25 protein-coding genes and 1 tRNA gene are annotated in these 21,816 nt (G+C 68.3%); 15 read left to right on the forward strand and 11 right to left on the reverse strand.

The genetic code is table 11. The features are described 5' to 3' along the window. The first annotated feature begins 2 nt into the window (after positions 1-2). The 3 genes from ACFQ91_RS15785 (at position 3) to ACFQ91_RS15795 (ending at position 2,507) form a co-directional block, all read left to right on the forward strand. Positions 3-1,757, forward strand: coding sequence for a biotin carboxylase N-terminal domain-containing protein (locus tag ACFQ91_RS15785; protein WP_198499272.1), 1,755 nt, complete (start codon positions 3-5; stop codon positions 1,755-1,757). 142 nt (positions 1,758-1,899) lie between these two features. After that, positions 1,900-2,376, forward strand: coding sequence for a thioredoxin-dependent thiol peroxidase (gene bcp / locus ACFQ91_RS15790; RefSeq protein WP_198499273.1), 477 nt, complete (start codon positions 1,900-1,902; stop codon positions 2,374-2,376). A gap of 49 nt (positions 2,377-2,425) precedes the next feature. Further along, positions 2,426-2,507, forward strand: a tRNA-Leu gene (locus ACFQ91_RS15795). Positions 2,508-2,577: 70 nt separating this feature from the next. Here ACFQ91_RS15795 and ACFQ91_RS15800 read toward each other — a convergent pair. After that, entirely contained in the window at positions 2,578-3,276 is a 699-nt protein-coding gene (locus tag ACFQ91_RS15800) for a YafY family protein (protein ID WP_198499274.1), read from the reverse strand. A gap of 49 nt (positions 3,277-3,325) precedes the next feature. On the opposite strand from ACFQ91_RS15800, the gene ACFQ91_RS15805 reads away from it, so the two are divergent. From ACFQ91_RS15805 to ACFQ91_RS15825, 5 genes are all read left to right on the forward strand, one after another. Further along, positions 3,326-4,027 carry an alpha/beta fold hydrolase gene (locus tag ACFQ91_RS15805; protein ID WP_198499275.1) on the forward strand — a complete coding sequence of 234 codons (702 nt, stop codon included), beginning with the start codon at positions 3,326-3,328 and terminating at the stop codon, positions 4,025-4,027. Between the two features lie 196 nt (positions 4,028-4,223). Next, complete coding sequence (locus ACFQ91_RS15810) at positions 4,224-4,559, forward strand: helix-turn-helix transcriptional regulator (protein WP_198499276.1); 336 nt, start codon at positions 4,224-4,226, stop codon at positions 4,557-4,559. Beyond that, positions 4,552-4,986, forward strand: a complete 435-nt coding sequence (locus ACFQ91_RS15815; RefSeq protein ID WP_198499277.1) for an SRPBCC domain-containing protein — start codon at positions 4,552-4,554, stop codon at positions 4,984-4,986. The genes ACFQ91_RS15810 and ACFQ91_RS15815 overlap by 8 nt, the downstream gene beginning before the upstream one ends. 87 nt (positions 4,987-5,073) lie before the next feature. Next, the gene (locus ACFQ91_RS15820; RefSeq protein ID WP_198499278.1) at positions 5,074-5,430 is read left to right on the forward strand and encodes a nuclear transport factor 2 family protein; all 357 of its coding nucleotides are present in this window, start codon (positions 5,074-5,076) and stop codon (positions 5,428-5,430) included. Positions 5,431-5,446: 16 nt separating this feature from the next. Then, positions 5,447-5,824 (forward strand): TfoX/Sxy family protein, encoded by a 378-nt coding sequence (locus ACFQ91_RS15825; protein WP_232623647.1) that lies wholly within the window; start codon positions 5,447-5,449, stop codon positions 5,822-5,824. Here ACFQ91_RS15825 and ACFQ91_RS15830 read toward each other — a convergent pair. Beyond that, positions 5,805-6,794, reverse strand: coding sequence for an SRPBCC domain-containing protein (locus ACFQ91_RS15830; RefSeq protein ID WP_198499279.1), 990 nt, complete (start codon positions 6,792-6,794; stop codon positions 5,805-5,807). The two genes, ACFQ91_RS15825 and ACFQ91_RS15830, sit on opposite strands and share 20 nt — an antisense overlap. Beyond that, positions 6,791-7,036, reverse strand: coding sequence for a hypothetical protein (locus ACFQ91_RS15835; RefSeq protein ID WP_009379447.1), 246 nt, complete (start codon positions 7,034-7,036; stop codon positions 6,791-6,793). Before ACFQ91_RS15835 ends, ACFQ91_RS15830 begins: the two co-directional genes overlap by 4 nt. A gap of 97 nt (positions 7,037-7,133) precedes the next feature. Between ACFQ91_RS15835 and ACFQ91_RS15840 the strand changes: the two genes are divergently transcribed. Then, a complete protein-coding gene (locus tag ACFQ91_RS15840; RefSeq protein ID WP_198499280.1) occupies positions 7,134-7,598 on the forward strand; it encodes a GNAT family N-acetyltransferase in 465 nt (154 codons plus the stop codon). After that, positions 7,595-7,909: a hypothetical protein gene (locus ACFQ91_RS15845; protein WP_198499281.1), complete on the forward strand. Its 315-nt coding sequence runs from the start codon at positions 7,595-7,597 to the stop codon at positions 7,907-7,909. Before ACFQ91_RS15840 ends, ACFQ91_RS15845 begins: the two co-directional genes overlap by 4 nt. 7 nt (positions 7,910-7,916) lie before the next feature. Here ACFQ91_RS15845 and ACFQ91_RS15850 read toward each other — a convergent pair whose 3' ends face one another. Then, positions 7,917-8,372: an ASCH domain-containing protein gene (locus ACFQ91_RS15850; protein WP_198499282.1), complete on the reverse strand. Its 456-nt coding sequence runs from the start codon at positions 8,370-8,372 to the stop codon at positions 7,917-7,919. A 31-nt stretch (positions 8,373-8,403) separates the two neighbouring features. Here ACFQ91_RS15850 and ACFQ91_RS15855 point away from each other — a divergent pair, with 31 nt between their 5' ends. Next, positions 8,404-9,108 carry a hypothetical protein gene (locus tag ACFQ91_RS15855; protein ID WP_198499283.1) on the forward strand — a complete coding sequence of 235 codons (705 nt, stop codon included), beginning with the start codon at positions 8,404-8,406 and terminating at the stop codon, positions 9,106-9,108. A 106-nt stretch (positions 9,109-9,214) separates the two neighbouring features. Here the strand turns inward: ACFQ91_RS15855 and ACFQ91_RS15860 are convergent, their stop codons facing one another. After that, complete coding sequence (locus ACFQ91_RS15860) at positions 9,215-9,871, reverse strand: TetR/AcrR family transcriptional regulator (protein ID WP_198501011.1); 657 nt, start codon at positions 9,869-9,871, stop codon at positions 9,215-9,217. A 106-nt stretch (positions 9,872-9,977) separates the two neighbouring features. Between ACFQ91_RS15860 and ACFQ91_RS15865 the strand changes: the two genes are divergently transcribed. Both ACFQ91_RS15865 and ACFQ91_RS15870 read left to right on the forward strand, forming a co-directional pair. Next, on the forward strand, positions 9,978-11,651 hold the full coding sequence (locus ACFQ91_RS15865) for an amidohydrolase (protein WP_198499284.1): 1,674 nt from the start codon (positions 9,978-9,980) through the stop codon (positions 11,649-11,651). Between the two features lie 51 nt (positions 11,652-11,702). Next, the gene (locus tag ACFQ91_RS15870; protein ID WP_232623918.1) at positions 11,703-13,091 is read left to right on the forward strand and encodes an APC family permease; all 1,389 of its coding nucleotides are present in this window, start codon (positions 11,703-11,705) and stop codon (positions 13,089-13,091) included. Between the two features lie 69 nt (positions 13,092-13,160). Here ACFQ91_RS15870 and ACFQ91_RS15875 read toward each other — a convergent pair whose 3' ends face one another. Then, complete coding sequence (locus ACFQ91_RS15875) at positions 13,161-13,745, reverse strand: hypothetical protein (RefSeq protein ID WP_198499285.1); 585 nt, start codon at positions 13,743-13,745, stop codon at positions 13,161-13,163. 70 nt (positions 13,746-13,815) lie between these two features. Beyond that, positions 13,816-15,069, reverse strand: a complete 1,254-nt coding sequence (locus ACFQ91_RS15880; protein WP_198499286.1) for a class I SAM-dependent methyltransferase — start codon at positions 15,067-15,069, stop codon at positions 13,816-13,818. 111 nt (positions 15,070-15,180) lie between these two features. Between ACFQ91_RS15880 and ACFQ91_RS15885 the strand changes: the two genes are divergently transcribed. Continuing rightward, on the forward strand, positions 15,181-15,579 hold the full coding sequence (locus tag ACFQ91_RS15885) for a universal stress protein (RefSeq protein WP_198499287.1): 399 nt from the start codon (positions 15,181-15,183) through the stop codon (positions 15,577-15,579). Positions 15,580-15,652: 73 nt separating this feature from the next. Here ACFQ91_RS15885 and ACFQ91_RS15890 read toward each other — a convergent pair whose 3' ends face one another. Together ACFQ91_RS15890 and ACFQ91_RS15895 are read right to left on the reverse strand one after the other, a co-directional pair. Beyond that, positions 15,653-16,480, reverse strand: a complete 828-nt coding sequence (locus ACFQ91_RS15890; RefSeq protein WP_198499288.1) for a 5'-nucleotidase, lipoprotein e(P4) family — start codon at positions 16,478-16,480, stop codon at positions 15,653-15,655. A 194-nt stretch (positions 16,481-16,674) separates the two neighbouring features. Beyond that, on the reverse strand, positions 16,675-17,646 hold the full coding sequence (locus ACFQ91_RS15895; RefSeq protein WP_198499289.1) for a GlxA family transcriptional regulator: 972 nt from the start codon (positions 17,644-17,646) through the stop codon (positions 16,675-16,677). Between the two features lie 81 nt (positions 17,647-17,727). Between ACFQ91_RS15895 and ACFQ91_RS15900 the strand changes: the two genes are divergently transcribed. Beyond that, positions 17,728-19,047 (forward strand): APC family permease, encoded by a 1,320-nt coding sequence (locus ACFQ91_RS15900; protein WP_198499290.1) that lies wholly within the window; start codon positions 17,728-17,730, stop codon positions 19,045-19,047. Here ACFQ91_RS15900 and ACFQ91_RS15905 read toward each other — a convergent pair. Beyond that, positions 19,027-20,193 (reverse strand): threonine aldolase family protein, encoded by a 1,167-nt coding sequence (locus ACFQ91_RS15905; RefSeq protein WP_376871300.1) that lies wholly within the window; start codon positions 20,191-20,193, stop codon positions 19,027-19,029. The two genes, ACFQ91_RS15900 and ACFQ91_RS15905, sit on opposite strands and share 21 nt — an antisense overlap. A gap of 94 nt (positions 20,194-20,287) precedes the next feature. Continuing rightward, positions 20,288-21,643, reverse strand: coding sequence for a collagen binding domain-containing protein (locus ACFQ91_RS15910; protein WP_198499291.1), 1,356 nt, complete (start codon positions 21,641-21,643; stop codon positions 20,288-20,290). Between the last annotated feature and the right edge of the window lie 173 nt (positions 21,644-21,816).

The raw sequence follows: 21,816 nt of genomic DNA on the forward strand, positions 1-21,816 counted from the left end.
CCATGTCGACCATCCTCATCGCCAACCGCGGCGAGATCGCCGTCCGCATCATCCGTGCGTGCGCCGAGAACGGGCACACCTCCGTCGCCGTCTACGCTGATCAGGACGCCACGGCCCTGCACGCACAGCTCGCCGATGTCGCCATCGGACTGCCCGGCACGACTGCCGCGGAGACCTACCTCAACATCCCGGCCCTCATCTCCGCGGCCCAGGCCGCCGGGGCCGAGGCCGTCCACCCCGGCTACGGGTTCCTCTCCGAGAACGCCGAGTTCGCCGCCGCTGTCGAAGACGCGGGGCTGATCTGGATCGGGCCGAGTCCGGAGGCGATCACCGCGCTCGGGGACAAGGTCACCGCCCGGCAGCTCGCGCAGAAGGTCGGAGCACCGCTGGCCCCGGGCATCGACCGGCCGCTAACCGGCGCCGCCGAGGTCGAGGACTTCGCCCGCGAGGCCGGTCTGCCGATCATCATCAAGGCCGCACACGGCGGAGGCGGGCGCGGAATGAAGATCGTCCGCGACTTCGCCGAGGTGGTCGAGGCCTTCGAATCGGCGACCCGTGAGGCCGTCGAGGCGTTCGGCCGTCCCGAGTGCTTCGTCGAGAAGTTCCTCGAGCATCCGCGCCATGTCGAGGTCCAGGTCGTCGGCGACGGGAAGGGCACCGTCGTCGCTGTCGGGGACCGTGACTGCTCGGCGCAGCGGCGCAATCAGAAGCTCGTCGAGGAGGCACCGGCCCCGAATCTCACGGCCGAGCAGCGGGACCGTCTGCAACGATCGGCGGAGGCGATCTGCGCCGAGGTCGACTATCGGGGCGCGGGCACCGTCGAGTTCCTCCTCGCCGCCGACGGCACGATGACGTTCCTCGAGGTCAACACCCGTCTCCAGGTCGAACATCCCGTCACCGAGGCGGTCACCGGAGTCGATCTCGTCACCGAGCAGTTCCGCATCGCCTTCGGTCAGGGACTGTCGCTGACGGAGACGCCGGAGGTGCGGGGACATGCGATCGAGCTGCGTCTCAACGCCGAGGATCCCGGTCGCGGATTCCTTCCCACGCCGGGCCGCATCGAGGCGCTCACCGTGCCCGGCGGGCCGGGAGTGCGCTGGGATGCGGGAGTGCGCGCCGGTGACACCGTGCAGCCGGCCTTCGATTCGCTCTTCGCCAAGCTCATCGTCCACGGCCCCGACCGGGCGACGGCGATCGCCCGGACGATCACTGCCGCGCGCGAGCTCACCGTCACCGGGCCCGCAACGGTGCTGCAGGCATCGCTCGCGATCCTCCGCCATCCTGCGTTCGCCGGTGACGTCATCGGCATCGACACCCAGTGGATCGAATCGGAGCTGCTGCCCGAGTTCGCCCCGCAGGACCGGCCGGCGCCGCTCGCCGGCGAGGGGCTGAGACGGATGGACATCGAGATCGACGGGAGGATGACGACGATCGGGCTGCCGGGCGCTCTGCTTGCCGTCCTCGGGTCGGTCGGAGGATCTGCATCGGCGGGCGCGGATGCCGGGTCAGCTGCTGATTCCATGGGGAATGCGGACTCCGATGACGGGTCGGCCGTGGTCACGGCGCCGGTGCCGGGCAGCCTCGTCGACTTCCTCGTCGCCGACGGCGCCGACGTGGCCGAAGGCGACGAGGTCGCCGTGCTCTCGGCGATGAAGATGGAGACCCGCGTGACCGCGCCGGCAGCGGGGACGCTGACTCACCTCGCGTCGGTCGGTGACACCGTCGCCGTCGGGGAGACGATCGCCAGGGTCCGGTGACGGGCTCTCGATAGGGCCGGATCGGTGGGCTGGGACGGTGCACCGCCTCGGCGATGGTCGTGTCCGGCCGCGTGAGGGTCGTGTCCGGCGTCGCGGCTAGAGTGGAGGGGCAGCAACGATCGGATGCAACAGAGGAGATTCCATGCCACGTCTGTCAGTCGGCGACACCGCCCCGGATTTCACGCTCGTCGATCAGAACGGGAAGTCGGTGAGCCTGTCCGACTTCAGGGGTCAGCGGGTCGTCGTCTACTTCTACCCCGCTGCGATGACGCCCGGCTGCACGACCGAGGCGTGTGACTTCCGGGATTCGCTCTCGGCGCTCAAGTCTGCCGGTCTCGTCGTCCTCGGCGTCTCCCCCGATTCGCCGGAGAAGCTCAAGAAGTTCGAGGAGAAGGAAGGGCTCACCTATGAGCTGCTCTCCGACCCGGACAAGGCGATGATGGACGAGTGGGGTGCCTTCGGCGAGAAGAAGAACTACGGCAAGGTCGTCCAGGGCGTCATCCGCTCGACCGTCGTCGTCGATGCCGAGGGCAAGGTCGAACTCGCCCAGTACAACGTCAAGGCGACCGGGCACGTCGCGCGGCTGCGCAAGGCGCTCGGCATCGACGCCGCCGCCTGATTCCCGTTCCGCCGCGCGCCCGTGCCCTGCTAGGCTTGGTGCGGTCTGCGCGCGAGTGGCGGAATTGGCAGACGCGCTGGATTTAGGTTCCAGTGTCTTCGGACGTAGGGGTTCAAGTCCCCTCTCGCGCACGTGAGGTGAACGGCTCCCGACCACGGTCGGGGGCCGTTCGGCGTCTCGACCCGCCCGGTGACTGCCCGGTCAGCGCTCGCCGGTCACTGCCCGTGCCGTCGGCGGCGGAGTTCCGACCGAGGCGACGGGGACGTCGGTCGCCGTCTCGGCTGTGAGGTGCGCAGTGACGATCCGGTCGAGAACGAACCACCGGATGGCCTCACGCTCCCGGCAGTGCGCGACGAGAAACCACTGACCCTGCGTGTGCGCGAGGAACACCGGATCGACCCGACGCACCGACTCGCGCCCGTTCCGGTCGCGGTAGCGCAGTGACAGCACCCGCCGCTGCTCAAGCGACTGTTCGACGGCCCTTCTCACCTGCGGTGATCCAGGGTCATCGGCGTGATCGATCCAGATCCGCTCACCGAGGCGGTCCGATCTCTCCCGTGTACGTGAGTCCATCACCGCCTGGACCTTCGCCAGCGCCGCCCGCGCATCCCCGTCGAAGGGCTGGCCCCGGTGGGCGGCGACGGCGGCCGCGAGCCCCGACGCCTCGGCCTCGGTGAAGTTGACCGGAGGCAAAGTCGCGGCAGCGTCGATGACGTACCCACCGCCTGGACCCGGCTGCGCCCAGACCGGGACACCGCCCTGCTGCAGGCTCGAGATGTCACGTTTGATCGTGCGCACACTCACCTCGAAGATCTCCGACAGCCGCTGCGCCGTCCGCCCCACCGAGCCCGCATGGCGCAGCTCCTCGCGCAGCGCGTAGAGACGATCGATGCGATTCATGGATAAATAGTGACATACGGGTGACACTACGCGTGGTCATGATGGTCCCATGAATACGAACTCGCAGTCGCTTCTCCTCCTCTCCGGCGCCGGACTCCCCTCCTGGATCTGGGATCAGACCCGCGACCGCCTCGGCGAAGCGATGGAGACCGTCGTCGCACCGCGCCCCACCTCGGAAACTGCCCGTCTGCGCGACTACGCCGAGGCGGCCATCGCCGCGATGCCGAGCGAGCAGGTCGTCCTCGTCGGCCATTCGGCCGGCGGCATCGTCGCCTCGGAGATCGCCCGCCTCGCTCCCGAACGGGTCGCAGGCCTCCTCGCCGTCAGCGCGATCGTGCCGCCGGTCGGCGGATCGTTCGTCTCCGCGATGCCCGTGCCCAACCGGTGGGCGCTCAATGCGGCGATGAGGTTCGCCGGGACCAAGCCGCCCGAATCGGCGATCCGGAAGAATCTCGCGAGCGGCCTCGACGGTGAGATCGTCGACCGTCTCATCAGCGACTTCACCTCCGAACCACAGGCCTACTATCGCGATCACCTCAGCCAGGGCACGTGGAGCGCACCCCGTGGATACGTCATGTCGACGGCCGACCGGGAACTGCCGCCGGCACTGCAGAAGCGCTTCGCCGCGAACCTCGGCGGCGACTGGAGACTCGAGCTGACCACCGGACACCTCTCCATGCTCGAGGATCCCACAGGGCTCGCCGATGCCATCACCACCTTCATCAGCGACCTGCCGCGACAAGCCCACTGAATCTGCGGCCGCGCATCCGCGCCTCACGCTCCGCAGAGTGATCCCACCCCTCCCCAACGCATCCCCATTCCCTCGCACTCGGCCCCACCTCACCGGCGGCTCTGCGCCCCACTCAATATTCACTCATGCCCATAAGTACAAATAGATATTTGTGTTATGGTGAGGGTGTCAGCGCATCCGATCACCGAGGACGGACATGAGTGCCGAAGCCGAACCAGATCTCGACCGGGCGCTGCGTGCGCTCGCCGACGGGAACCGCCGGGCGATTCTGCGCGCGGTCCGCTCGGCACCGAAGCCGGTGGGAACGATCGCCGAAGAGGTCGGGCTCTCCCAGCAGACGACGTCGCACCACCTCGGCGTGCTGGCGAAGGCGGGACTGACCACCGGCACCCGGGAGGGCACGCGCCACCTCTTCGCCGTCGACACCGACGGACTGGCGGCGGTGCGGTCGTATCTCGACGATTTCTGGCCGACGAAGCTCGCCGCACTCAAGACCGCCGTCGAGAGTCGGGAGAGGGGCGGCAATGGCTGAGTTCACGGACTCCGTCGACATCGCCGCCGCGCCGGAGACGGTGTTCTCCTACCTGACGACGAACGAGGGCATGACGGCGTGGATGGGCGAGTTCGCCGACCTCGATCCTCGCCGAGGCGGTCGGTTCGCTGTCGACATCGCCGGCCATCCGGTGCGCGGCGAGTTCATCGACATCGACCCGCCCCACCGTGTCGTCGTCTCCTGGGGCTTCCCCGGGAGTGCGGACCTGCCGGTCGGTGCCTCGACCGTCGAGTTCCGGCTCACGGCAACCGACTCGGGCACCCGCGTCGATCTCATCCATTCGGACCTGCCCGACGCCGAGGTGCCCGGCCACGCCCACGGCTGGGCGCACTTCCTGCCGCGGCTCGTCGTCGCCGGCGCCGGCGGCGTCAACGACCCCGACGATTGGCGACCCCTGCCGGACTGATGATCACACGGTTCGCCCGCCGCACCACTCACGCTCCATCGCACAGGATCCACCACTCAGGTTCCACCACTCGAAGAGGAGAGAACAATGGCAGAGAACACCGCAGCGGACGTCGTGCAGCAGTACCACGACGCATGGACGAACAACCGGATCGACGAGGCGATGGCCCTCGTCGCCGACGACATCGTCTGTCGGGCGCCTGGCCAGGACATCACCGGCATCGAGGCCTACACCGAGTTCATCGGCGGCTTCGCTCCGATGCTCACCGGCATCGAGGAGATCGGCGAATTCTCCGACGGGGACCGCATCGTCCGTCTCTACTATCCGCAGACCACGGAGACCGGCACGACTCCGGCGGCCGAGCTCTTCACCGTGCGCGACGGCAAGATCACGGAGACCGTGCTCATGTTCGACCGCCTCTCCTACGGCCCTCCCCCGCAGTGATGCTGCGCCGGAGATCGTGGCCGTCATCGCCGGGTGCGAGCCGATGATGACCCCGGAGCAGACGCGCCTCGTCGACCGTGTGCGCACCGCACTCGCCGAGGAATCCGTCGTGCGCGAGGTCTCGATGTTCGGCGGACGCTCGTTCATGGTCCGCGAGAAGCTCGCCGTGTGTGCGCTGAAGTCAGGTGCCCTGCTCGTCCGCGTCGATGCCGATCGGCACGCCGAGCTGCTTGACCGCCCCGGCGCCGCGCAGGCCGAGATGGGTGCCAGACGGACGATGGGGCCGGGCTGGATCGAGGTCGCAGCCGCCGCACTCGACAGCGAGACCGATTTCGCCAGGTGGGTCGGTCTGGAGCTCGAGCACAACCGGGCGGTCACCGGAACACGCGGCTGATTCCGGCGCGGAGCTGCGCCAGGTGTATCCAGAGAAGATAGCGATTGACGGGACGGAAGAAGAAGCCTCGAATGCGGCGCCACGAACTGGTCGAGTGCCGTACCCAGGCGAAGCCGATTTGGAGTTGCGTGCCTTCGGCTGCCGGCTCCATGCTGATCGAGACATACCGTGAGTTGGCCCCTGGGGCATCGGGCAATGTGAGTTCCCATTCGACGAGGTGAGCATGATCTAATGCGGCGACTTGCACCTTCTGATTGACGTATTGCCGCTTGACCTTGATCGATGTCCCGTCGGGTCGAGTCGAACGCGCACGAGTGGACCATACCTGACCGACACGTGTGGCAACGTCGCCGTTCTCAACTGAGCCGATCATCGGATCCCAGTCGGGCAGCCGCGAGGCGTCCGAGAGCAGACGCCACACCTCATCGATCGGCGCCGGGATGAAGGCCTCGACGGCTCCCGAGAGGGCGTCACCGCGTTTTCGGATACCGCGCTGAGTCGCAAGACCCTCGACTCTGTCGAGCTCAGCACGAACAGCATCGGGCGAGCTGCCCAAACGGCGAAGAATCGACTCGATCATGCCGCTCGGTTCACCGACGAGGTCCCGCAGCACCGCAGCCGCGTCTCCTCGCTTGCCGGAGCTGTTCGCCTCCTGGATGATCTTCACCGCCCGTTCGCCCCACTCGTAACCTTCGGTCTCATGGAAGACGATGCGGCCGGGTCCAGGGACATCTGCCTGGATTCCGAGCCCCGCCAGCTGTTCGGCGTGCAGGGCGGCAACGGCGTCCCGAGCAGCATCGATCGAGATGCCGAGGCCGCGCAGCACCTGACCGGCGGTCTGCTCACTGACGGCGATCGCAAGGAACAGGTGGTCGATGTCGGCCTCGCGCTGACCGACACGCGAGGCCTCCTCCATTGCCGTGATCGACAACGAGTACGACGTCGACAGAGATTGGCTGAACTTGCTCATCGGGCCCTCCTGGGAACGGGGATGGTCGGGTCGATCCTCTTCGCATACTTCTTGTGCACCGCTTGGCGGGAGACGCCGAGCGCGTCGGCAACGTCCTGCCAACTCATTCCGGCCCGAAGTCCGGCTTCGACCTGAGCGAGTTCGAGGCGTTCAGTGAGCGCGCGCAGGGACGACACAGCCCGCAGTCCTGCGCGAGGGTCACTGGTGTCGGCCGCGACGTCGGCGATCTGTGTCGATTCCATGGCTGTCAATTTACGTTGCTAACCCGCCGCGTGTCAACCAAAGTTGCTCAACGCGCCCAAGCTTCCCACCGAGTCAGGGGAGATCTACAGTGACCTCATGAGTGCGAATGCAGAGGTGACCGTCCGCCCGGTCGAATCAGCCGATGAGGCCCGCTGGCGCGAGCTCTTCCGCGCCTACCGCGAGTTCTACCACCTGCCCGAATCCGAGGACGTCGTCGCTCGGGTCTGGGGCTGGGTGAGCGATCCGTCCCATGAGAGCGAGAGTCTTGTCGCCGAGGCGGATGGTCAGATCGTCGCAATCGCCGATTACCGTCGCTTCGCCCGGCCGTCGACTGGCACGACCGGAATCTGGCTCGACGATCTCTTCACCGCACCTGAAGCCCGCGGCACCGGGGCCGGGCGCGCTCTCATCGCCCGACTCCAGGACATCGCCGCCGCCGAAGGGCGGTCCGTCGTCCGCTGGATCACCGCCGACGACAACACTCAGGCCCAGGCTCTCTACGACAAGGTCGCAACGAAGACTCACTGGCTCACCTACGACGCAGCTCCCACCGCATCATGACCGGCGCTGCCTCGGCAGAGATCCTGCTCTGCTGCCTGATCTGGGCACGCGAGGGCCTGGCCGATGACATGCATGCCTACGAATCCGACGTCCTGACGCTCATCCCCGAGCACGGCGGCGAAGTCCTCTCCCGAGCACTCTGCGACGGTGCGGACGGCCACCCCGACGAGGTGCAGTTCTACCGATTCGCCTCGCAGGACGCCCTTGACTCCTACCTCGCCGATCCCCGCCGCGGCGCGCAGGCAGCTGAACGCGAACGCGTCGTCGCCCGAACGGAGCTCTTTCCCGTCCGGTTCACGACCAGCGTCTGAGGCTCGCCTAGTCAGCGGCGAACACGAGCCGGAACCGTTCGCACACGACCGGCATGTCGGGCCGAAACCCTGCTGGACGGACAACACGCCAGAACTCCTCGTGCACGGCTCTCCAGTGGGCCAACGATCGATCGCCCTCGCCTTCGGCCCACGCATGCTCCGCGGTCACCTCGGCGAAGGGAAGGATCTCCACCGCCGAGGTCACGATGACCGCCCGCGGTCGGTCCCAGCCGTCGAGGACGATGCTCGCATCGCCCGCCCGGGGAACGGGCTCTCCGTCGACGTCATAGTCATCCAACGCCGAGGCGGTTGCCGTCTTGACACCGGCGAGGACGAGCGCGAGGAGATCGTCGGCCTGCGCGGGACCCGCACCGAAGGCCCACGCCGCGGGAACGGCAAGGGGCAGAGCCGGCTCGGCTGCCCGCGCCGACGCCCAGAAATCGGCAAGCCTCGTGTCGTTCATGGAGCGACCCTACCCCGGTAATGTTGCTCCCATGCTTGAGACAGACCTCCTGCGATTCGTCGGCGCCGCCGTCAGCCTCATCGGGCTCGGCCTCGTCATGGGCATCAGCCCGACGACGATCGCCGAGTCCCTGCGCGTCCTCACCGACGTCCCGCGGGCGAAGCGTGCGATGGGCTTCATGCTCCTCGGTCTCGTCATCGGAGCCACCGTCATCCTCCTCGCCCTCCAGGTCATCGACCCGCACACGCTCGAGACCCTCGTCAGCCGCGACGTCGAGAAGGTGCTCGTGCGCCGCGGCGTCGACCTCGCCGCGGGCGTGCTCTTCCTCATCGCCGGCCTCATCATGGCCCTCCGGCTGCGCCGTCCGCCGAAGCCGAAGAAACCGCATAAGAAGCCCACCGGCAAACCGTGGGCGATGATCGTCATCGGCGTCTCGAACACCGTCATCAGCTTCAGCGACTTCGCGACGATGTACATCGTCGCCCGCATCGTCCGTGCCGTCAGCGAGGACATCGCCGTCCGCGGCGTCACCTTCCTCGTCTTCATCGCCGCGATGATCGCGCCGTACGTGCTCCTCACCTGGGCGTGGAACCGCTTCCCCCGGATCTCCGACCGCATCTCCGGGTTCTTCGCCCGCCTCGCCGAGGCGGACCTGCGACCGTGGGCCACGGGCTTCACGCTGCTGGCCGGTCTCGTCTTCCTCGCCATGGGCATCTGGGGCGAACCGAAGCTCTGAGGGGCCGTTCGTGGTCGCAGAACCGAGCCCGCGTCACCAATTCGGCCGTTCCGCCTCGGTGTCGTGACCGCAAACCGTGCGTGGAGAGAGCCAGACGGCGTCCCACTCAGGCAGCTGCCGCCAGCCGCAACCGTAGGCCGTCGATGAGTGCCGCCAGACCGAGCTCGAACGACGGCGCCGCCCCGTAGGAGTCGGCATTGTGGGCGGCGAGCGCGGAGTGGACCGCCGGGAACTCCGCGTCCGCGGCCTCCTGCGCCAGCAGATCGCCCGGCGCGACGATGTCGAGGGCCGATCCGAGCACATGCGCCTCGACGGTGCGCACGACGGCGATGACCTCGGATTCCGGCCAGCCGCCGCGACGCAGCCCGGCGACGACGACGTCGTACATCGCATACGTCGACCGATCCCGGATCGACGTCGTCGCCAGCAGGCGGATGAGGTTCGGGTGCGCGGCGAAGGCCCGCAGATACGAGCGCGCCCAGCGTTCGAGGGCGACGTCCCAGCTGACGCCGCCGTCCGCGCTCCCCGCCGAGGTGGAGGTCCCTGCGCTGTCGACGGAGCGGAAGGCGCTGACGTCGATGCCGGCGACGATCCGCGCGCGCATCGCCTCGATGAGGTCGTCACGGCCGCTGATGTGGTTGTAGAGCGACGAGACCTGTCGGTCGACCCGGTCGGCGAGCACCCGCATCGACAGCGCCTCGGCGCCGTCGGAGTCGACGAGGTCGAGGGCGGCGTCGACGAGCCTGTCCCGATTGAGCCGCATGATCACATCCCGATTCGCACTTCCCCTGGGTCGTGGTTGAGTGTATCGTGCTGAAGGTCACAAATACGAACAGTGTTCGTAAACACGGCTTTGGAAGGACTCCACGGTGGCGACCACGCTCTTCTCCGGCGGCACGATCTGGTGCGGCGCCGACCGCGAACCCAGCGACGCCCTCCTTGTTCGCGACGGCATCATCGCCGCCGTCGGCGCGACCGCCTGTGCGGACGCCCTCGGCCTCGGCACCGAGGCCGACCTCGCGGCGCCGGAGGGTGCCCGGCACGTCGACCTCGCCGGCGGATTCCTCATGCCCTCCTTCGGCGACGGTCACGCCCACCCCCTATTCGGCGGGCTCGAAGCCGCAGGCCCCCAGGTGAGAGCGTGCACGAGCGTTGAGGAGATCATCGCCGAGGTGGCCCGCTTCGCCGCCGCCCACCCGGAAGCGGAGTGGATCGTCGGCGCGTCCTACGACGGCAGCCTCGTCGAGGGCGGGCTCTTCGATGCCCGCTGGCTCGATGCCGCCGTCAGCGACCGTCCCGTCGTCCTCCGCGCCTGGGACTATCACACGGTGTGGGTCAACTCCCGCGCCCTCGACCTCGCCGGCATCACCGCCGAGACCCCGGATCCGGTCCTCGGGGAGATCCCCCGCCGGCCCGACGGGACGCCGCTGGGCACTCTGCGCGAATGGGGTGCCGTCGACCTCATCGCCGCCGTCCAACCGCCCCAGACTGGTGACGAACGCCTCCGCGCCCTCGAGCGCGCCGCCGCCTACTATCTCGAACACGGAGTCACGTGGGTCCAGGACGCCTGGGTCGAACCCGCCGACGTCGACACCTACCTCACCGCGGCACGCCAGGACCGCCTCGGGATCCGCTTCAATCTTGCGCTCTACGCCGATCCGCGGCGCTTCAGCGCCCAGCTGCCGGAGATGATCGAGTCGCGCAGGCGCGTCCGGGACGCCGCCTCACCCCTGCTCACCGCCGAGACCGTGAAGTTCTTCGCCGACGGCGTCGTCGAGAACGAGACCGGGGCACTCCTCGAACCGTACTGCTCGTCCCTGCACAACCACGGGATGCGGGTGTGGGAGGGAGACACGCTGGCCGAGGCGGTCACCGCAGTCGACGCGGCGGGCTTCCAGATCCACATCCACGCGATCGGCGATGCCGCCGTCCGCCAGGCCCTCGATGCGATCGAGTCCGCGATCACCGCGAACGGTCCGCGCGACCGGCGCCCGGTCATCGCCCACGCTCAGCTCGTCGCCGCGGCCGATCTCGATCGCTTCGCCGAACTCGGGATCATCGCCACCATGCAGCCGCTGTGGGCGCAGCTCGATGCGCTCATGACCGTGCTCACGGTGCCCCGCCTCGGCGAGGAGAGAGCCGACGATCAGTATCGGATGCGCACGATCCTCGAGACGGGGGCCACCCTCGCCTTCGGATCCGATTGGCCGGTGTCCTCAGGTGCCCCGCTCGAGGGCCTCGCCATCGCGACGAGTCGGCAGACGAGCGAGGGCCGACCGGTGGGCGGGTGGACTCCCGACGAGATCGTCGACCCCGCCCGTGCCCTCGACGCATACTCGGCGAGCGTGGCCCACCAGGCCTTCGCCGATGCCGCCCCGGCGCCCTGGGGTGCGATCCGCCCCGGAGCGAGCGCCGACCTCGTCATTCTCGGCACCGACCCGCGCACACTGGGCCCAGCGGACCTCGCGGCCCTGCCCGTGCGCGCCACGTACCTGCGCGGTGCCCTCCTCCACTCCTCCGACGCCGCCTCGGCACGAGCCTGATAAGCCCGTCACGGGCCCGATAACCCGGAATCGATCACGCAAAGGACGATGATGTCCCGACACCCCGACCCTCAGTCACAGCCGACCCCCGCACCATCAGCGGGCGCGACCTCGGCATCCACAGGCCACCTGCGCCGCGCCCTCGGCGTGCCCTCGCTCGTCTTCTTCGGTCTCGTCTACATGGTGCCGCTCACCGTGTTCACCACCTACGGCATCGTCACCGAGATCACCGGCGGGCGCGTTCCGCTCGCCTACGTCATCACGCTCGTCGCCATGGTCTTCACCGCCCGCTCGTACGCGAAGATGGCCGCAGCGCTGCCCTTCGCAGGATCGGCGTACACGTACACGCAGAAGACGTTCGGAGCCGGAGTCGGATTCGCCGCCGGGTGGGCGCTGCTGCTCGACTACCTCTTCCTCCCGATGATCAACTACCTCGTCATCGGCCTCTACCTCTCCGCCGCTCTGCCGATGATCCCCGCCTGGGTCTTCGTGCTCACGGCGATCGTCCTCGTCACCGTCCTCAACATCATCGGCATCGTGTCCGTGGCCCGGGCGAACATCGTCATCATCGCCGCGCAGGGCATCTTCATCGTCACCTTCGCGATCCTCGCCGTCGTCACGCTCTCGGGCACCGGGACCGTCGACCTCGCAGCTCCCTTCACCGGTGACGGCTCGGTCGACGGATTCGGCGCGGTGATGGCCGGGGCGGCAATCCTCTGCCTGTCGTTCCTCGGCTTCGACGCGGTCTCGACGCTGTCGGAGGAGGCGAAGGATCCGACGACCTCGGTGCCCAGGGCGATCGTCATCGCCACCGTCACCGGCGGACTCATCTACATCGTGCTCTCGCTCATCGCGCAGCTCGTCTACCCGTCGAACGCCTTCGCCGATCCCGAATCCGGCTCCCTCGACGTCATGGCCGCGGCCGGCGGTCAGTTCCTCACGATCTTCTTCACCGCCGCCTACGTCGCAGGAGCCTGCGGGTCGGCCCTGACCTCTCAGGCCTCGGTGTCGCGGATCCTCTACGCCATGGGCCGCGACGGCGTGGTGCCCCGAGGCTTCTTCGGCCGACTGTCGCAGCGCTTCCGCACCCCGGTCTGGGCGACGATCACCGTCGGCGTCGTCTCCCTCCTCGCCCTCGTCGTCGATCTCACGTTCATCTCCGAGATGGTCAGCTTCGGGGCGCTCATGGCGTTCTCCGCCGTCAATCTCGCCGTCATCAAGCACTACTTCGTCGATGGCGGGCGCCGAGGCGGTCGGGCGGTCCTCAGCTTCATCGTCCTGCCCGGCATCGGCTTCGGCCTGACCGTGTGGCTGTGGACGAGCCTGTCCCCGCGCACCCTGCTCCTCGGGTTGGTGTGGCTGGCCATCGGCATCGCCTACCTCGCCGTCGTCACCCGCGGGTTCCGGCGGCCCACGCCCTCACTCGACCTCGGCGAGTAGGCCGGCGTCGTCCGACTGTGCAGCGGCGTCGGACGGTCGGCTGCGGCGGTACAGGGCGGCCGCCACCGCTCACTCGAAGATGCTGAGGTCTCCGCGCCAGCGCGGGTAGTCGGCGGGCAGTCCCTCACCGGAGAACTCGATGCTCAGGGCGGTCTCGATGTCGGTCTCGCTGAGCACGTTGATCGTCGGGAGGTCGAGGAGGAAGGCGGCGTTCGCGGCCTCGAGCGCGGTCGCCGCCTCGGCGGTGTCGAAGGCCGAGCGGAAGGCCTCGTCGTCGAGGTCCTCCTCGATCGCACGGACGACGAGGTCGAGGTGCTCACGGGCGCCGATGAGCTTGAGTCCCTGCAGCGCGAGTTCCCTGGCGGTGCGGGGCACGCGGTCGCGGTACCAGGCCCACCCGCGCTCGGTCACCGCGGCCCGGTAGAGGTCGACGTAGCTGCTGCGGACGGAGTCTCGGGAGAGATCCTCGATCGTCCCCGCACGGTCGAGCGAGCGGGCGACGAGTTCGCGATTGCAGTCGACGACCTCGGCCGGCGTCCCGTCCAGCGCCGCCTTCGTCAGCAGCACAGGATGCGAGGTGTCGGTCGTGCACTCGAGGATGTCGTCGACCGCGGTGTATTCGATGCGGTCGTAGACCACGCTGTCGTCATTCATGCCCCGACGGTAGAGCCGCCACATGAACAACAGGTGACTTGGGACACGGCCGCGTGCTGCCCGGTCCGCTTCAGTCGGCCGCCCGGCTGATGACGACCGTGAACTTCGCGGTGCGCGCCAGCTGCTCGCTCGGACCGATGAGCGACTCGAGCCGGTCACGGTAGCGCAGATGCGAGTTGAAGACCGTGACCACCCGTCCGCCGGGCCGCAGGTGGGCGGCTGCGGTGCGGATGAGCTCGCCGGCCGTGTCCGTCTCGACGGCCGTGCCGTGGTGGAACGGCGGGTTGAGGAGGATGAGGTCGAACTCCCCGGTGAGAGCGTCGGCGTCGGTGGCATCGGCGAGGATCATCGCGATGTCGGATCCGTTGGCCGCCGCCGTCTCCTGCGCCGAGGCGACCGCCGCCCGGGAGATGTCGACGCCGACTCCCGTACCCGCCCCCGTCACGCGCAGTGCGGCTGTGAGCAGCCACCCGTTGCCGACGCCGAGGTCGAGAACGGAGGCCGGGTGGGTCAGGGCGGCAGGCGCGTCCGGGGCGGCGCCCGCCTCGGCGAGGGCGGTGAGCAGCAGCGTCGACCCCTCGTCGGCCTTCGTCCCGGAGAAGCACGCCCCGTGGGCGCTGACCTCGAGCGGGCCGGTCGCGGTCGTCTCGATCGTGCCGCGGCGCGGGAAGGTCGTCAGCGACGGCGTCGACAGCGGGCGGCTGCCGATGATGAGGCGGTGCTTCCCGACGCCCGGGGAGACGTCGACCCGCCCGAACCCGCGCGCGAGCTCCTTGTTCACCGCCCGGCTCATGACGTCGCTGCGGCCGATGACGATGAGCGTCGACACGAGCGGCTGGAGCACGGCGACGACCTCGGCGAGTGCGCTCGTCGCCTTCGGCGCGTTGACGACCGCCCATACCTCAGGCTCCTCGTCGGCCTCGGACGAGCGCGCGGCTTCCATCTCGACGCGCCGTGCGGACACGTATCCTCCCAGGTCGGCGACCACCTCGGCGCTGGGAGCCGCAGCAGCTACGGCTCCCGCCTCATCGAGACGGTCGTTGAAGGTCGCGACGGGAGAGAACTCGGAGAGCACGCGCGCCTGCAGTCCGTGCGGGTCGTCGACGACGATGATCCGGGCAGGGGCGTCGGCGGGCGAGACGTGCGTGCCGTCGGTCGTCCGACCGGAGACGTCGAGGGACCCGCCGCGGCGACCGATGACGTAGTCGGCGAGCAGCCTGGCCTGCGGCAGACCGGGGGTCTGCGCGGTCAGCGGCAGACGGGCGAGGATCTCGTCGCGGGTGCGCAGAGCCTGGGAATCGGGGGCGAGGAGGGAGCCGGGCATCCGCTCAGTCTAGTGCGGCGAGGTCACGGCCGCGCTGACGCCGCCGCTGCCAGGGTGAGATGTGCTACTAATTGAGGGAGCTCGAGTCCCCACACGCATCCAGGAGTGAACATGACCATCCTCGTCGGCTATTCCCCCTCGCCCGAAGGCAAGGCCGCGGTCGCATTCGGCATCGAACAGGCACGGGCGTTCGACGACACGGTCATCGTGCTCAACGCCGGCATCGGTGAGACTCCCGATGAGCGGGGCGTGGCGACGAACGCCGACATGGATGAGCTCAAGACGACCCTGCGCGACTCGGAGGTCTCCCATGAGATCCTCCAGTTCCTCCGCGGCAACGACCCCGTCGAAGAGCTCCTGGCGCTGGCCGAGGCGACCGACGACACACGCATGATCGTTATCGGCTCCCGCCGCCGCTCCCCCGTCGGCAAGCTCATCATGGGCTCGACGGCGCAGCGGATCATCCTCGAAGCCGAGGTGCCCGTCGTCTCCGTCAAGGCGGGCAAGTGAGCGAGCTGACCTGAGCCCACGCGTGGGCTAAGGGAGACCGCGGTCCGCGAGCGGACCACAGCCTCCCCCGCACTCATTTGTCGGTGCTCAGCGGGGCGTCCCATTCCTCAAGGTCCGCTTCGGCCCAATTCCCGTAGGTGGGGTTGGGCAGCACGACCCATTCTGTGCCGAACTTGTCCGCATTCTCCTCCACGAGGCGCTCCTGCTCGTCGAGTGAGGCATCGGCAAAGGCCCCATCGAAGTCCTGGAGGGTGTCCCCGAGCTGCATGACCAGGGTGTGATCGGATTCGACGATCGCCCGCCTCTCGGCCTTCGGGGGACCGAGGAGCAGGACGTTGTCCGCTCCCACCTGCGGCAGCTTGAGCTGTTCGAGAGTGGCAAGGGTGTCGGACTTGTTCTCCTCTGTGCGGTCGGAGACGTAGAAGATGTCGACTCCGAGGCTGTCAGCATAGGAGAAGAAGTCGAGGGCACCGGGAATCAGCCCGGGCTCGCCGTTCTGCTCCCAGTCGCCCCACGTGTCCCAGGTGCTGTAGTCGTGACACTGAGCGAGGTCGCGGGCCAGCAGTTCGGAATTGTCGATCGTCGTCTCATCGAGGTCGGTCATGATCGCCAGGTCCTCACCGTCGGGCGCTTGGGCGACCGCGTCGTCGAGCGCCTTCGCCGCGAACTCGTAGGTCTGACCCTGCAGAGCCTGCGCCTCGGCGCCCTGCTGCCAGCGCAGACCCATGGCGTATTCGGCGACTGCGCACTCGCTGGCGGTCGCGGCTTCGTCGCCTGGAGCATCGGCCGCCTCAGGGTTCGCATCGGCACCGCTCCGGGAGTCCGAATTGAGAAAGTACACGGCGGAACCGATGATGACCACCAGTAGAATGGCGAGGACTGGCACCATTGCCTTCTTCATCACATTCTCCTCTTGGAATCGGGGGTCGCCACACTCCCGGGTTGACACAGGCAGTGTGACGGAGGGCACAGGGAGTCTACCAATCGCCCGCCCCTGAATCCGCCTCGCCTGCCGGATTCGCTCACATGCTGAGCTCGCGGGCCGGAGCACGCGCATCTCCCGCACTCACGGGGACCCGATTGACCTGCGGCAATTCACTGCGCCGATCCGGTGCCTTCGAGCTGAGAGAACGACTCCCGATATTGAGACGGGCTCGTACCCACCGCGCGCCGGAAGTGCTCGCGCAGCTGGGTGGCCGAGGCATAGCCGACCTTCCGTCCGATCGCGTCGACCGAGAGGTCGCTGACCTCGAGGAGCTCCTGCGCGGCCCGGATCCGTTCCTGCGTGAGCCATTGCAGCGGAGTCGACCCGATCTCCTGCTGGAAACGACGCCCCAGGTGACGAACCGACAGATTTGCGTGGCGCGCCAGCGCGGCCGCATCGATGTCCTCACCGAGGTGGTTCGCCGCCCACTCGAGCGTGGCCGACAGTCCTGAGTCCGGAGTCGGCGGCAGCGGGCGGGCGACGAACTGGAGCTGGTTGCCGTGACGGGTGGGCGCGACGACCATCCGACGGGCGATCGCAGCCGCCGTGCCCGCTCCGAGCTCGCGCCGCACGACGTGCAGGCAAGTGTCGATCGCTGCGGCGGTTCCGGCCGCAGTGACGATCTGACCGACATCGGTGAAGAGATTCGCCTCGACGACGTCGACCCGTGGGAAATCCCTGGCCAGCTGCTCTGTGAACAGCCAGTGCGTGCTCGCACGGTGCCCGTCGAGGAGCCCCGCGCCGGCCAGCAGGAACGCCCCACTGCAGAGAGAGACGATGAGGGATCCGGCGGCGTGTGCTCGGCGAAGCGCTCGACGCTCCGCCTCGGTGCCGGTGTGGGGCAGAGTCGCGCTGACGATGACGACATCCGCCCCGATGAGACCGTCGAGACCATGGGTGGATTCGACTCGGACCGCCGACACGTGCTTCGTCCGCAGCCACCCCGGCCCGCCCTCTGAGCACACCCGATAGTCGATCGGCGGCACGCCGGCAGCGGCCCGGTCGATACCGAAGACCTCGGCCGTGACACCGAATTCGAAGAGGGAGAGTCCGTCTCTGACGAGAACCGCTGCAGTCCACATCGTTCCAGTATGACCGAAATCCGGCGGTCCATGTCGTTTCGGCCACTCGTCGCCACAGAGCCGCGGCGGTTGAGTGGAGTCATGACATCTCACCAGCAGCCAGCGACCACTCATCAGTCATCGACACCGTCGTCCCGCGAACGCGCCTCCGGGTGGGCGCGGATCGCAGCTCTGAGTGCAGGCGTGGCCGCGGGACTCGCCTCCGTCGTCGGGGCCGGGCTCATCGCGGTGCCCGCCGCTGTGCTCCACGAGACGGGCAGCGGTGCCGTCCTCACCTGGCTGGTCGCAGCTTTGGCGTGCCTGCCCATGATCATGCTCTTCCGCGACACCGTCGTCGGGTCCGCCCGCAGCGCGGATCCGCTGCGCGCGACGATCCGCGCCGGACTCGGACCTCGCGCCGCGGCCATGGTGCCGCTGATGTTCGCGATGGTCGTGGTCGTCGGACTGCCCTCGGGCGCGGTCATGGCCGCGCGCAATCTCACGGCGATCATGCAGGTGCCCGTGTCTGAGATCGCACTCGCCGCTCTCCTCCTCGGCGTTGCCGTCGCGATCAATCTGCGCGGTCGGACGCTCGGCAGCGCAATCGAGCGCAGCGGCGCAGTGGTGCTCGTCGCAGCTCTCATCGGCGTCGTCACGTGGTCGCTGCTCCACCCGACGCGCTCGCCCGACGTCCTCCCCGACGGTCCGGCGCTCGCGCTCGTGCCTGCTGGTGCGCTCATCGCGTTCTGGGCGTTCATCGGGTTCGAGAACCTCACCTTCCTCGCCCGCGAACTGCCCGATCCTCGTCGCGACTTCGCTCCGGTGGCGATGACGACCCTGGCGCTGCTCCTCGCGCTCGTCCTCGCCCTGACACTGGCCGTCGTCGTCCAGACCGCTCAGGCGGATCCGGTCACCGGAGTCGTCGATGCCGTGCGGTCCACGCCGTGGGGCGGGGTGGTCGCCGGAGTGCTCGCCGCCTCGGGGCTGCTGGGCATGGCGCTCAACGCGGTGGCCTGGACACGGGGCGTGGGCGCAGTCATCTCCGCAGCCGCCGCCGACGGAATCCTGCCTCGGACATTCGCCGCTGCCCCCGATGCGACCCCGCGTCGCGCCGTCCTGCTGCTGAGCGCCGGCTTCACGGTATCGCTGACGATTCTCCTCGTGCGACCCGACCTCGTCGTCGACATGCTCGGTGCGGCCAGCGGTGTCTTCGTGCTCATCTACATCATGTGCATCGTCGCCTACGTCCGCACAGCCGGACTGCGGGTATGGAGCGTGGCGAACCTTCTGCTCGTGCCCCTCATGGCCTGGACACTGATCTCCTCGGGGAGCCGGGCGATCTTCCCCGTCGCCGTGCTCCTCGTCGCCGCCGTCATCGCCGTCATCCGGACGAAGACCGGCTCACTCCCCGACGATCGCTGAGACGAGGGCGTCCACGTCCTCAGGCGTCGTGTCGAAGGCGCACATGAGGCGGACGACGTTCGGCTGCAGCGGCCAGTCGGCGAAGGCGAAGCGCTGTCGGGTGCGGGCGGCCACCTCGGCGGGCATGCGAACGAACACGACGTTCGCCTCCACCGCTTGGACGACGGAGAGCCCCGGCACACGGTTGTCGGCGGCCACCTCGGCGAGTCGATCGGCGAGGTGCACGGCCATGTCGTTGGCGTGGTTCGCCGAGGTGCGCCACAGCTCACCGTCGTAGAGAGCGTTGAGCTGGGCGGAGAGGAAACGCATCTTCGACGACAGCTGCAGGTTCATCTTCCGCAGGAACCGCATCCCCTGCCCGATCTCCGGGTTGAGGACGACGACCGCCTCGGCGCCGAGGAGGCCGTTCTTCGTCCCGCCCAGGCTGAGGATGTCGACGCCGACGTCCGTGGTGAGCTCGCCGAGGCCGGTGCCGAGGAACGCTGCCGCATTGCCGAGGCGGGAGCCGTCGATGTGAAGGATCATGCCCTGGTCGTGGGCCGCCTCGGCGATCGCGCGGATCTCCTCGGGCGTGTACGTCGTGCCCCATTCCGTCGACTGCGCGATGCTCACGGCCAAGGGCTGGGCGTTGTGCTCGCTGCCGCGGCCGATCACGGCGTCGGCGATGATGTCCGGGGTGAGCTTGCCGTCGACGGTCGGGGCGCCGATGATCTTCAGTCCGCCGACCTTCTCGGGGGCACCCGTCTCGTCGTAGTTGATGTGGGCGCTGACCGCGGTGATGACGGCCGCCCACCGCGGCAGCGCGGACTGCAGGGCGAGCACGTTGGCGCCGGTGCCGTTGAACACGGGGAACGCCTGCGCGTCGGGACCGAAGTGCCCGCGCATGACCTCGTGGAAGTGCGCCGTCCACGGATCACCGCCGTAGGCCGGGGTGTGGCCGACGTTCGCCTCGACCAACGCCGCCATCACCTCGGGATGGGCGCCGGCCCAGTTGTCGGACCCGAAGTTGCGCGGGTGATCGGCGGGATCGGAGCTGACGACGGGCGCGGTGATGGAGGTGGGCGCGGCGTGGGTCGGTGCGGCGGCGTTCGCGGATGAGGTGGTGGCGTCAGCGGTCGCGGATGAGGTCGTGGCGTCATTGTTCACCCGCTCAGCGTATCGCTGACTGCACTCAGACAGCGAAGAGGGAGCGACCGCGGTCGCTCCCTCTTCATTCCCCCTCAGGTGGTGCTCGGCTGGATCAGCTGTCTGCGCTGATCTTCCGACGCCGGACGAGTGCCATCGTCACGAGACCGGCCACGAGCAGGGCGGCGCCTGCGGCCAGAGTGCCGATGCTGTCGACACCGGTCCGGGGCAGGTCGCCACCGGGGCCGGGAGCCGTCGGCTTGTCGGTCGGGGTGTCGCCCGGTCCGGGAGCCGTCGGAGTCTCGGTCGGGGTGCCCGTCGGGGTCTCGGTCGGGGTCTCCGTCGGAGTTTCCGTGGGAGTCTCGGTCGGAGTTTCCGTCGGGGTCTCCGTCGGAGTTTCCGTGGGAGTCTCAGTCGGGGTCTCGGTCGGAGTTTCCGTCGGAGTTTCCGTCGGGGTCTCCGTCGGAGTTTCCGTGGGAGTCTCAGTCGGGGTCTCCGTCGGGGTGGGCTGCTCTTCGTCACCGTCGCCGGTGCCGCCGCCGCCCTGACGCACGACCTTGCCCTTCTTGATCACGGTCTCTTCGCCCTCGATCTCGAATCGCGCCGAGTTCGTGTACGAGTCGGACTTGCCGCCGTCGGTGACGGTCGTGCGGTAGATGACGGCGTAGACCCAGCCCTCTTCCGAGGTGAAGTTCACGGTCGCGCCATCGTCAGAGACGGTGTAGAAGTCCTGGGGCTTCGGTCCCCAGCCCACGGGCTGGCCGTTCTCGTTGAACGTGTTCGTGCCCGACAGACGGGTCTCGCCCGGAATCAGCTCGATGTTCTCGCCGCCGAGGTCGGTGACGGTGACCTTCTGGCCGCCCTTCATGCCGCCGGCAGGCGACTTGATGTTGACGTGCCACTGGATGTAGTTCTCGTCGTAGTTGTAGTTGCCCCACTTGTACGAGTCCTGACCCTTCCACTCGCAGTCGCCGACGCACGGGCCATCGGGCGGAGTGACGGTCACGGTGTCCGAGACGTCGCCGAAGTCGTAGGTGACTTCCTTGGTCTCGGTGGTCTCGGTCTGCACCGAAACCCAGAAGTAGAAGGTGCCCTGGATGTTGAGCGGGTTCGCGTTGAGGTAGTCCGAGTCGAGATCGCAGTAGAGCTGCGTCTCGGTCACGGTGCACTGTCCCATGGTCACGCCATCGGGATCCTTGAGTTCGAAGGAATCAGTGCGTCCCTGGAGCTCGTCGGGAAGATCGACGACGAAGCCGGCGGGCGTCTGAGGATTGTCGGGAAGGCTCCATGTGCCGTCGATGCGAGCAGTCGACCCGCTCTTGATCGACTCCTCGTGGAACTTCAGCGAATCGATGTTCGCGTTCGTCTGGTATGGCGGTGCTGCCACAGCGGGGATCGCAATCAGCGCGGTTGCCACGAGGGCAAGCATCGCGAGGATTGCGGCAGCTGCGCGAGATGTCGCAGTTGTCATGTGATTCCTTTGTGTTGGTCGACGCAGACCGGCACCGATGGTGCAATCCGGGAGGGGACCGGGGTCAGCGTCGAACGGGGACTGAGCTTCCAAGGTAACAACTTGGATACGATCTCCACAAATCATGCGAGTTTCCCGGGTGTGGCGGATCGCGATGCTCGCGCGCGCCCGAA

The organism is Brevibacterium sp. NPDC056726 (genome assembly GCF_042790515.1).
In the GTDB taxonomy this organism is placed as follows: Bacteria; Actinomycetota; Actinomycetes; order Actinomycetales; family Brevibacteriaceae; genus Brevibacterium; species Brevibacterium sanguinis.

What these genes read in the sequence shown, in the direction of transcription:
- ACFQ91_RS15785 (WP_198499272.1), top strand. Translation starts at nt 3, where the DNA reads ATGTCGACCATCCTCATCGCCAACCGCGGCGAGATCGCCGTCCGCATC.
- bcp (WP_198499273.1), top strand. Translation starts at nt 1,900, where the DNA reads ATGCCACGTCTGTCAGTCGGCGACACCGCCCCGGATTTCACGCTCGTC.
- ACFQ91_RS15800 (WP_198499274.1), bottom strand. Translation starts at nt 3,276, where the DNA reads ATGAATCGCATCGATCGTCTCTACGCGCTGCGCGAGGAGCTGCGCCAT.
- ACFQ91_RS15805 (WP_198499275.1), top strand. Translation starts at nt 3,326, where the DNA reads ATGAATACGAACTCGCAGTCGCTTCTCCTCCTCTCCGGCGCCGGACTC.
- ACFQ91_RS15810 (WP_198499276.1), top strand. Translation starts at nt 4,224, where the DNA reads ATGAGTGCCGAAGCCGAACCAGATCTCGACCGGGCGCTGCGTGCGCTC.
- ACFQ91_RS15815 (WP_198499277.1), top strand. Translation starts at nt 4,552, where the DNA reads ATGGCTGAGTTCACGGACTCCGTCGACATCGCCGCCGCGCCGGAGACG.
- ACFQ91_RS15820 (WP_198499278.1), top strand. Translation starts at nt 5,074, where the DNA reads ATGGCAGAGAACACCGCAGCGGACGTCGTGCAGCAGTACCACGACGCA.
- ACFQ91_RS15830 (WP_198499279.1), bottom strand. Translation starts at nt 6,794, where the DNA reads ATGAGCAAGTTCAGCCAATCTCTGTCGACGTCGTACTCGTTGTCGATC.
- ACFQ91_RS15835 (WP_009379447.1), bottom strand. Translation starts at nt 7,036, where the DNA reads ATGGAATCGACACAGATCGCCGACGTCGCGGCCGACACCAGTGACCCT.
- ACFQ91_RS15840 (WP_198499280.1), top strand. Translation starts at nt 7,134, where the DNA reads ATGAGTGCGAATGCAGAGGTGACCGTCCGCCCGGTCGAATCAGCCGAT.
- ACFQ91_RS15845 (WP_198499281.1), top strand. Translation starts at nt 7,595, where the DNA reads ATGACCGGCGCTGCCTCGGCAGAGATCCTGCTCTGCTGCCTGATCTGG.
- ACFQ91_RS15850 (WP_198499282.1), bottom strand. Translation starts at nt 8,372, where the DNA reads ATGAACGACACGAGGCTTGCCGATTTCTGGGCGTCGGCGCGGGCAGCC.
- ACFQ91_RS15855 (WP_198499283.1), top strand. Translation starts at nt 8,404, where the DNA reads ATGCTTGAGACAGACCTCCTGCGATTCGTCGGCGCCGCCGTCAGCCTC.
- ACFQ91_RS15860 (WP_198501011.1), bottom strand. Translation starts at nt 9,871, where the DNA reads ATGCGGCTCAATCGGGACAGGCTCGTCGACGCCGCCCTCGACCTCGTC.
- ACFQ91_RS15870 (WP_232623918.1), top strand. Translation starts at nt 11,703, where the DNA reads ATGTCCCGACACCCCGACCCTCAGTCACAGCCGACCCCCGCACCATCA.
- ACFQ91_RS15875 (WP_198499285.1), bottom strand. Translation starts at nt 13,745, where the DNA reads ATGAATGACGACAGCGTGGTCTACGACCGCATCGAATACACCGCGGTC.
- ACFQ91_RS15880 (WP_198499286.1), bottom strand. Translation starts at nt 15,069, where the DNA reads ATGCCCGGCTCCCTCCTCGCCCCCGATTCCCAGGCTCTGCGCACCCGC.
- ACFQ91_RS15885 (WP_198499287.1), top strand. Translation starts at nt 15,181, where the DNA reads ATGACCATCCTCGTCGGCTATTCCCCCTCGCCCGAAGGCAAGGCCGCG.
- ACFQ91_RS15890 (WP_198499288.1), bottom strand. Translation starts at nt 16,480, where the DNA reads ATGAAGAAGGCAATGGTGCCAGTCCTCGCCATTCTACTGGTGGTCATC.
- ACFQ91_RS15895 (WP_198499289.1), bottom strand. Translation starts at nt 17,646, where the DNA reads ATGTGGACTGCAGCGGTTCTCGTCAGAGACGGACTCTCCCTCTTCGAA.
- ACFQ91_RS15900 (WP_198499290.1), top strand. Translation starts at nt 17,728, where the DNA reads ATGACATCTCACCAGCAGCCAGCGACCACTCATCAGTCATCGACACCG.
- ACFQ91_RS15910 (WP_198499291.1), bottom strand. Translation starts at nt 21,643, where the DNA reads ATGACAACTGCGACATCTCGCGCAGCTGCCGCAATCCTCGCGATGCTT.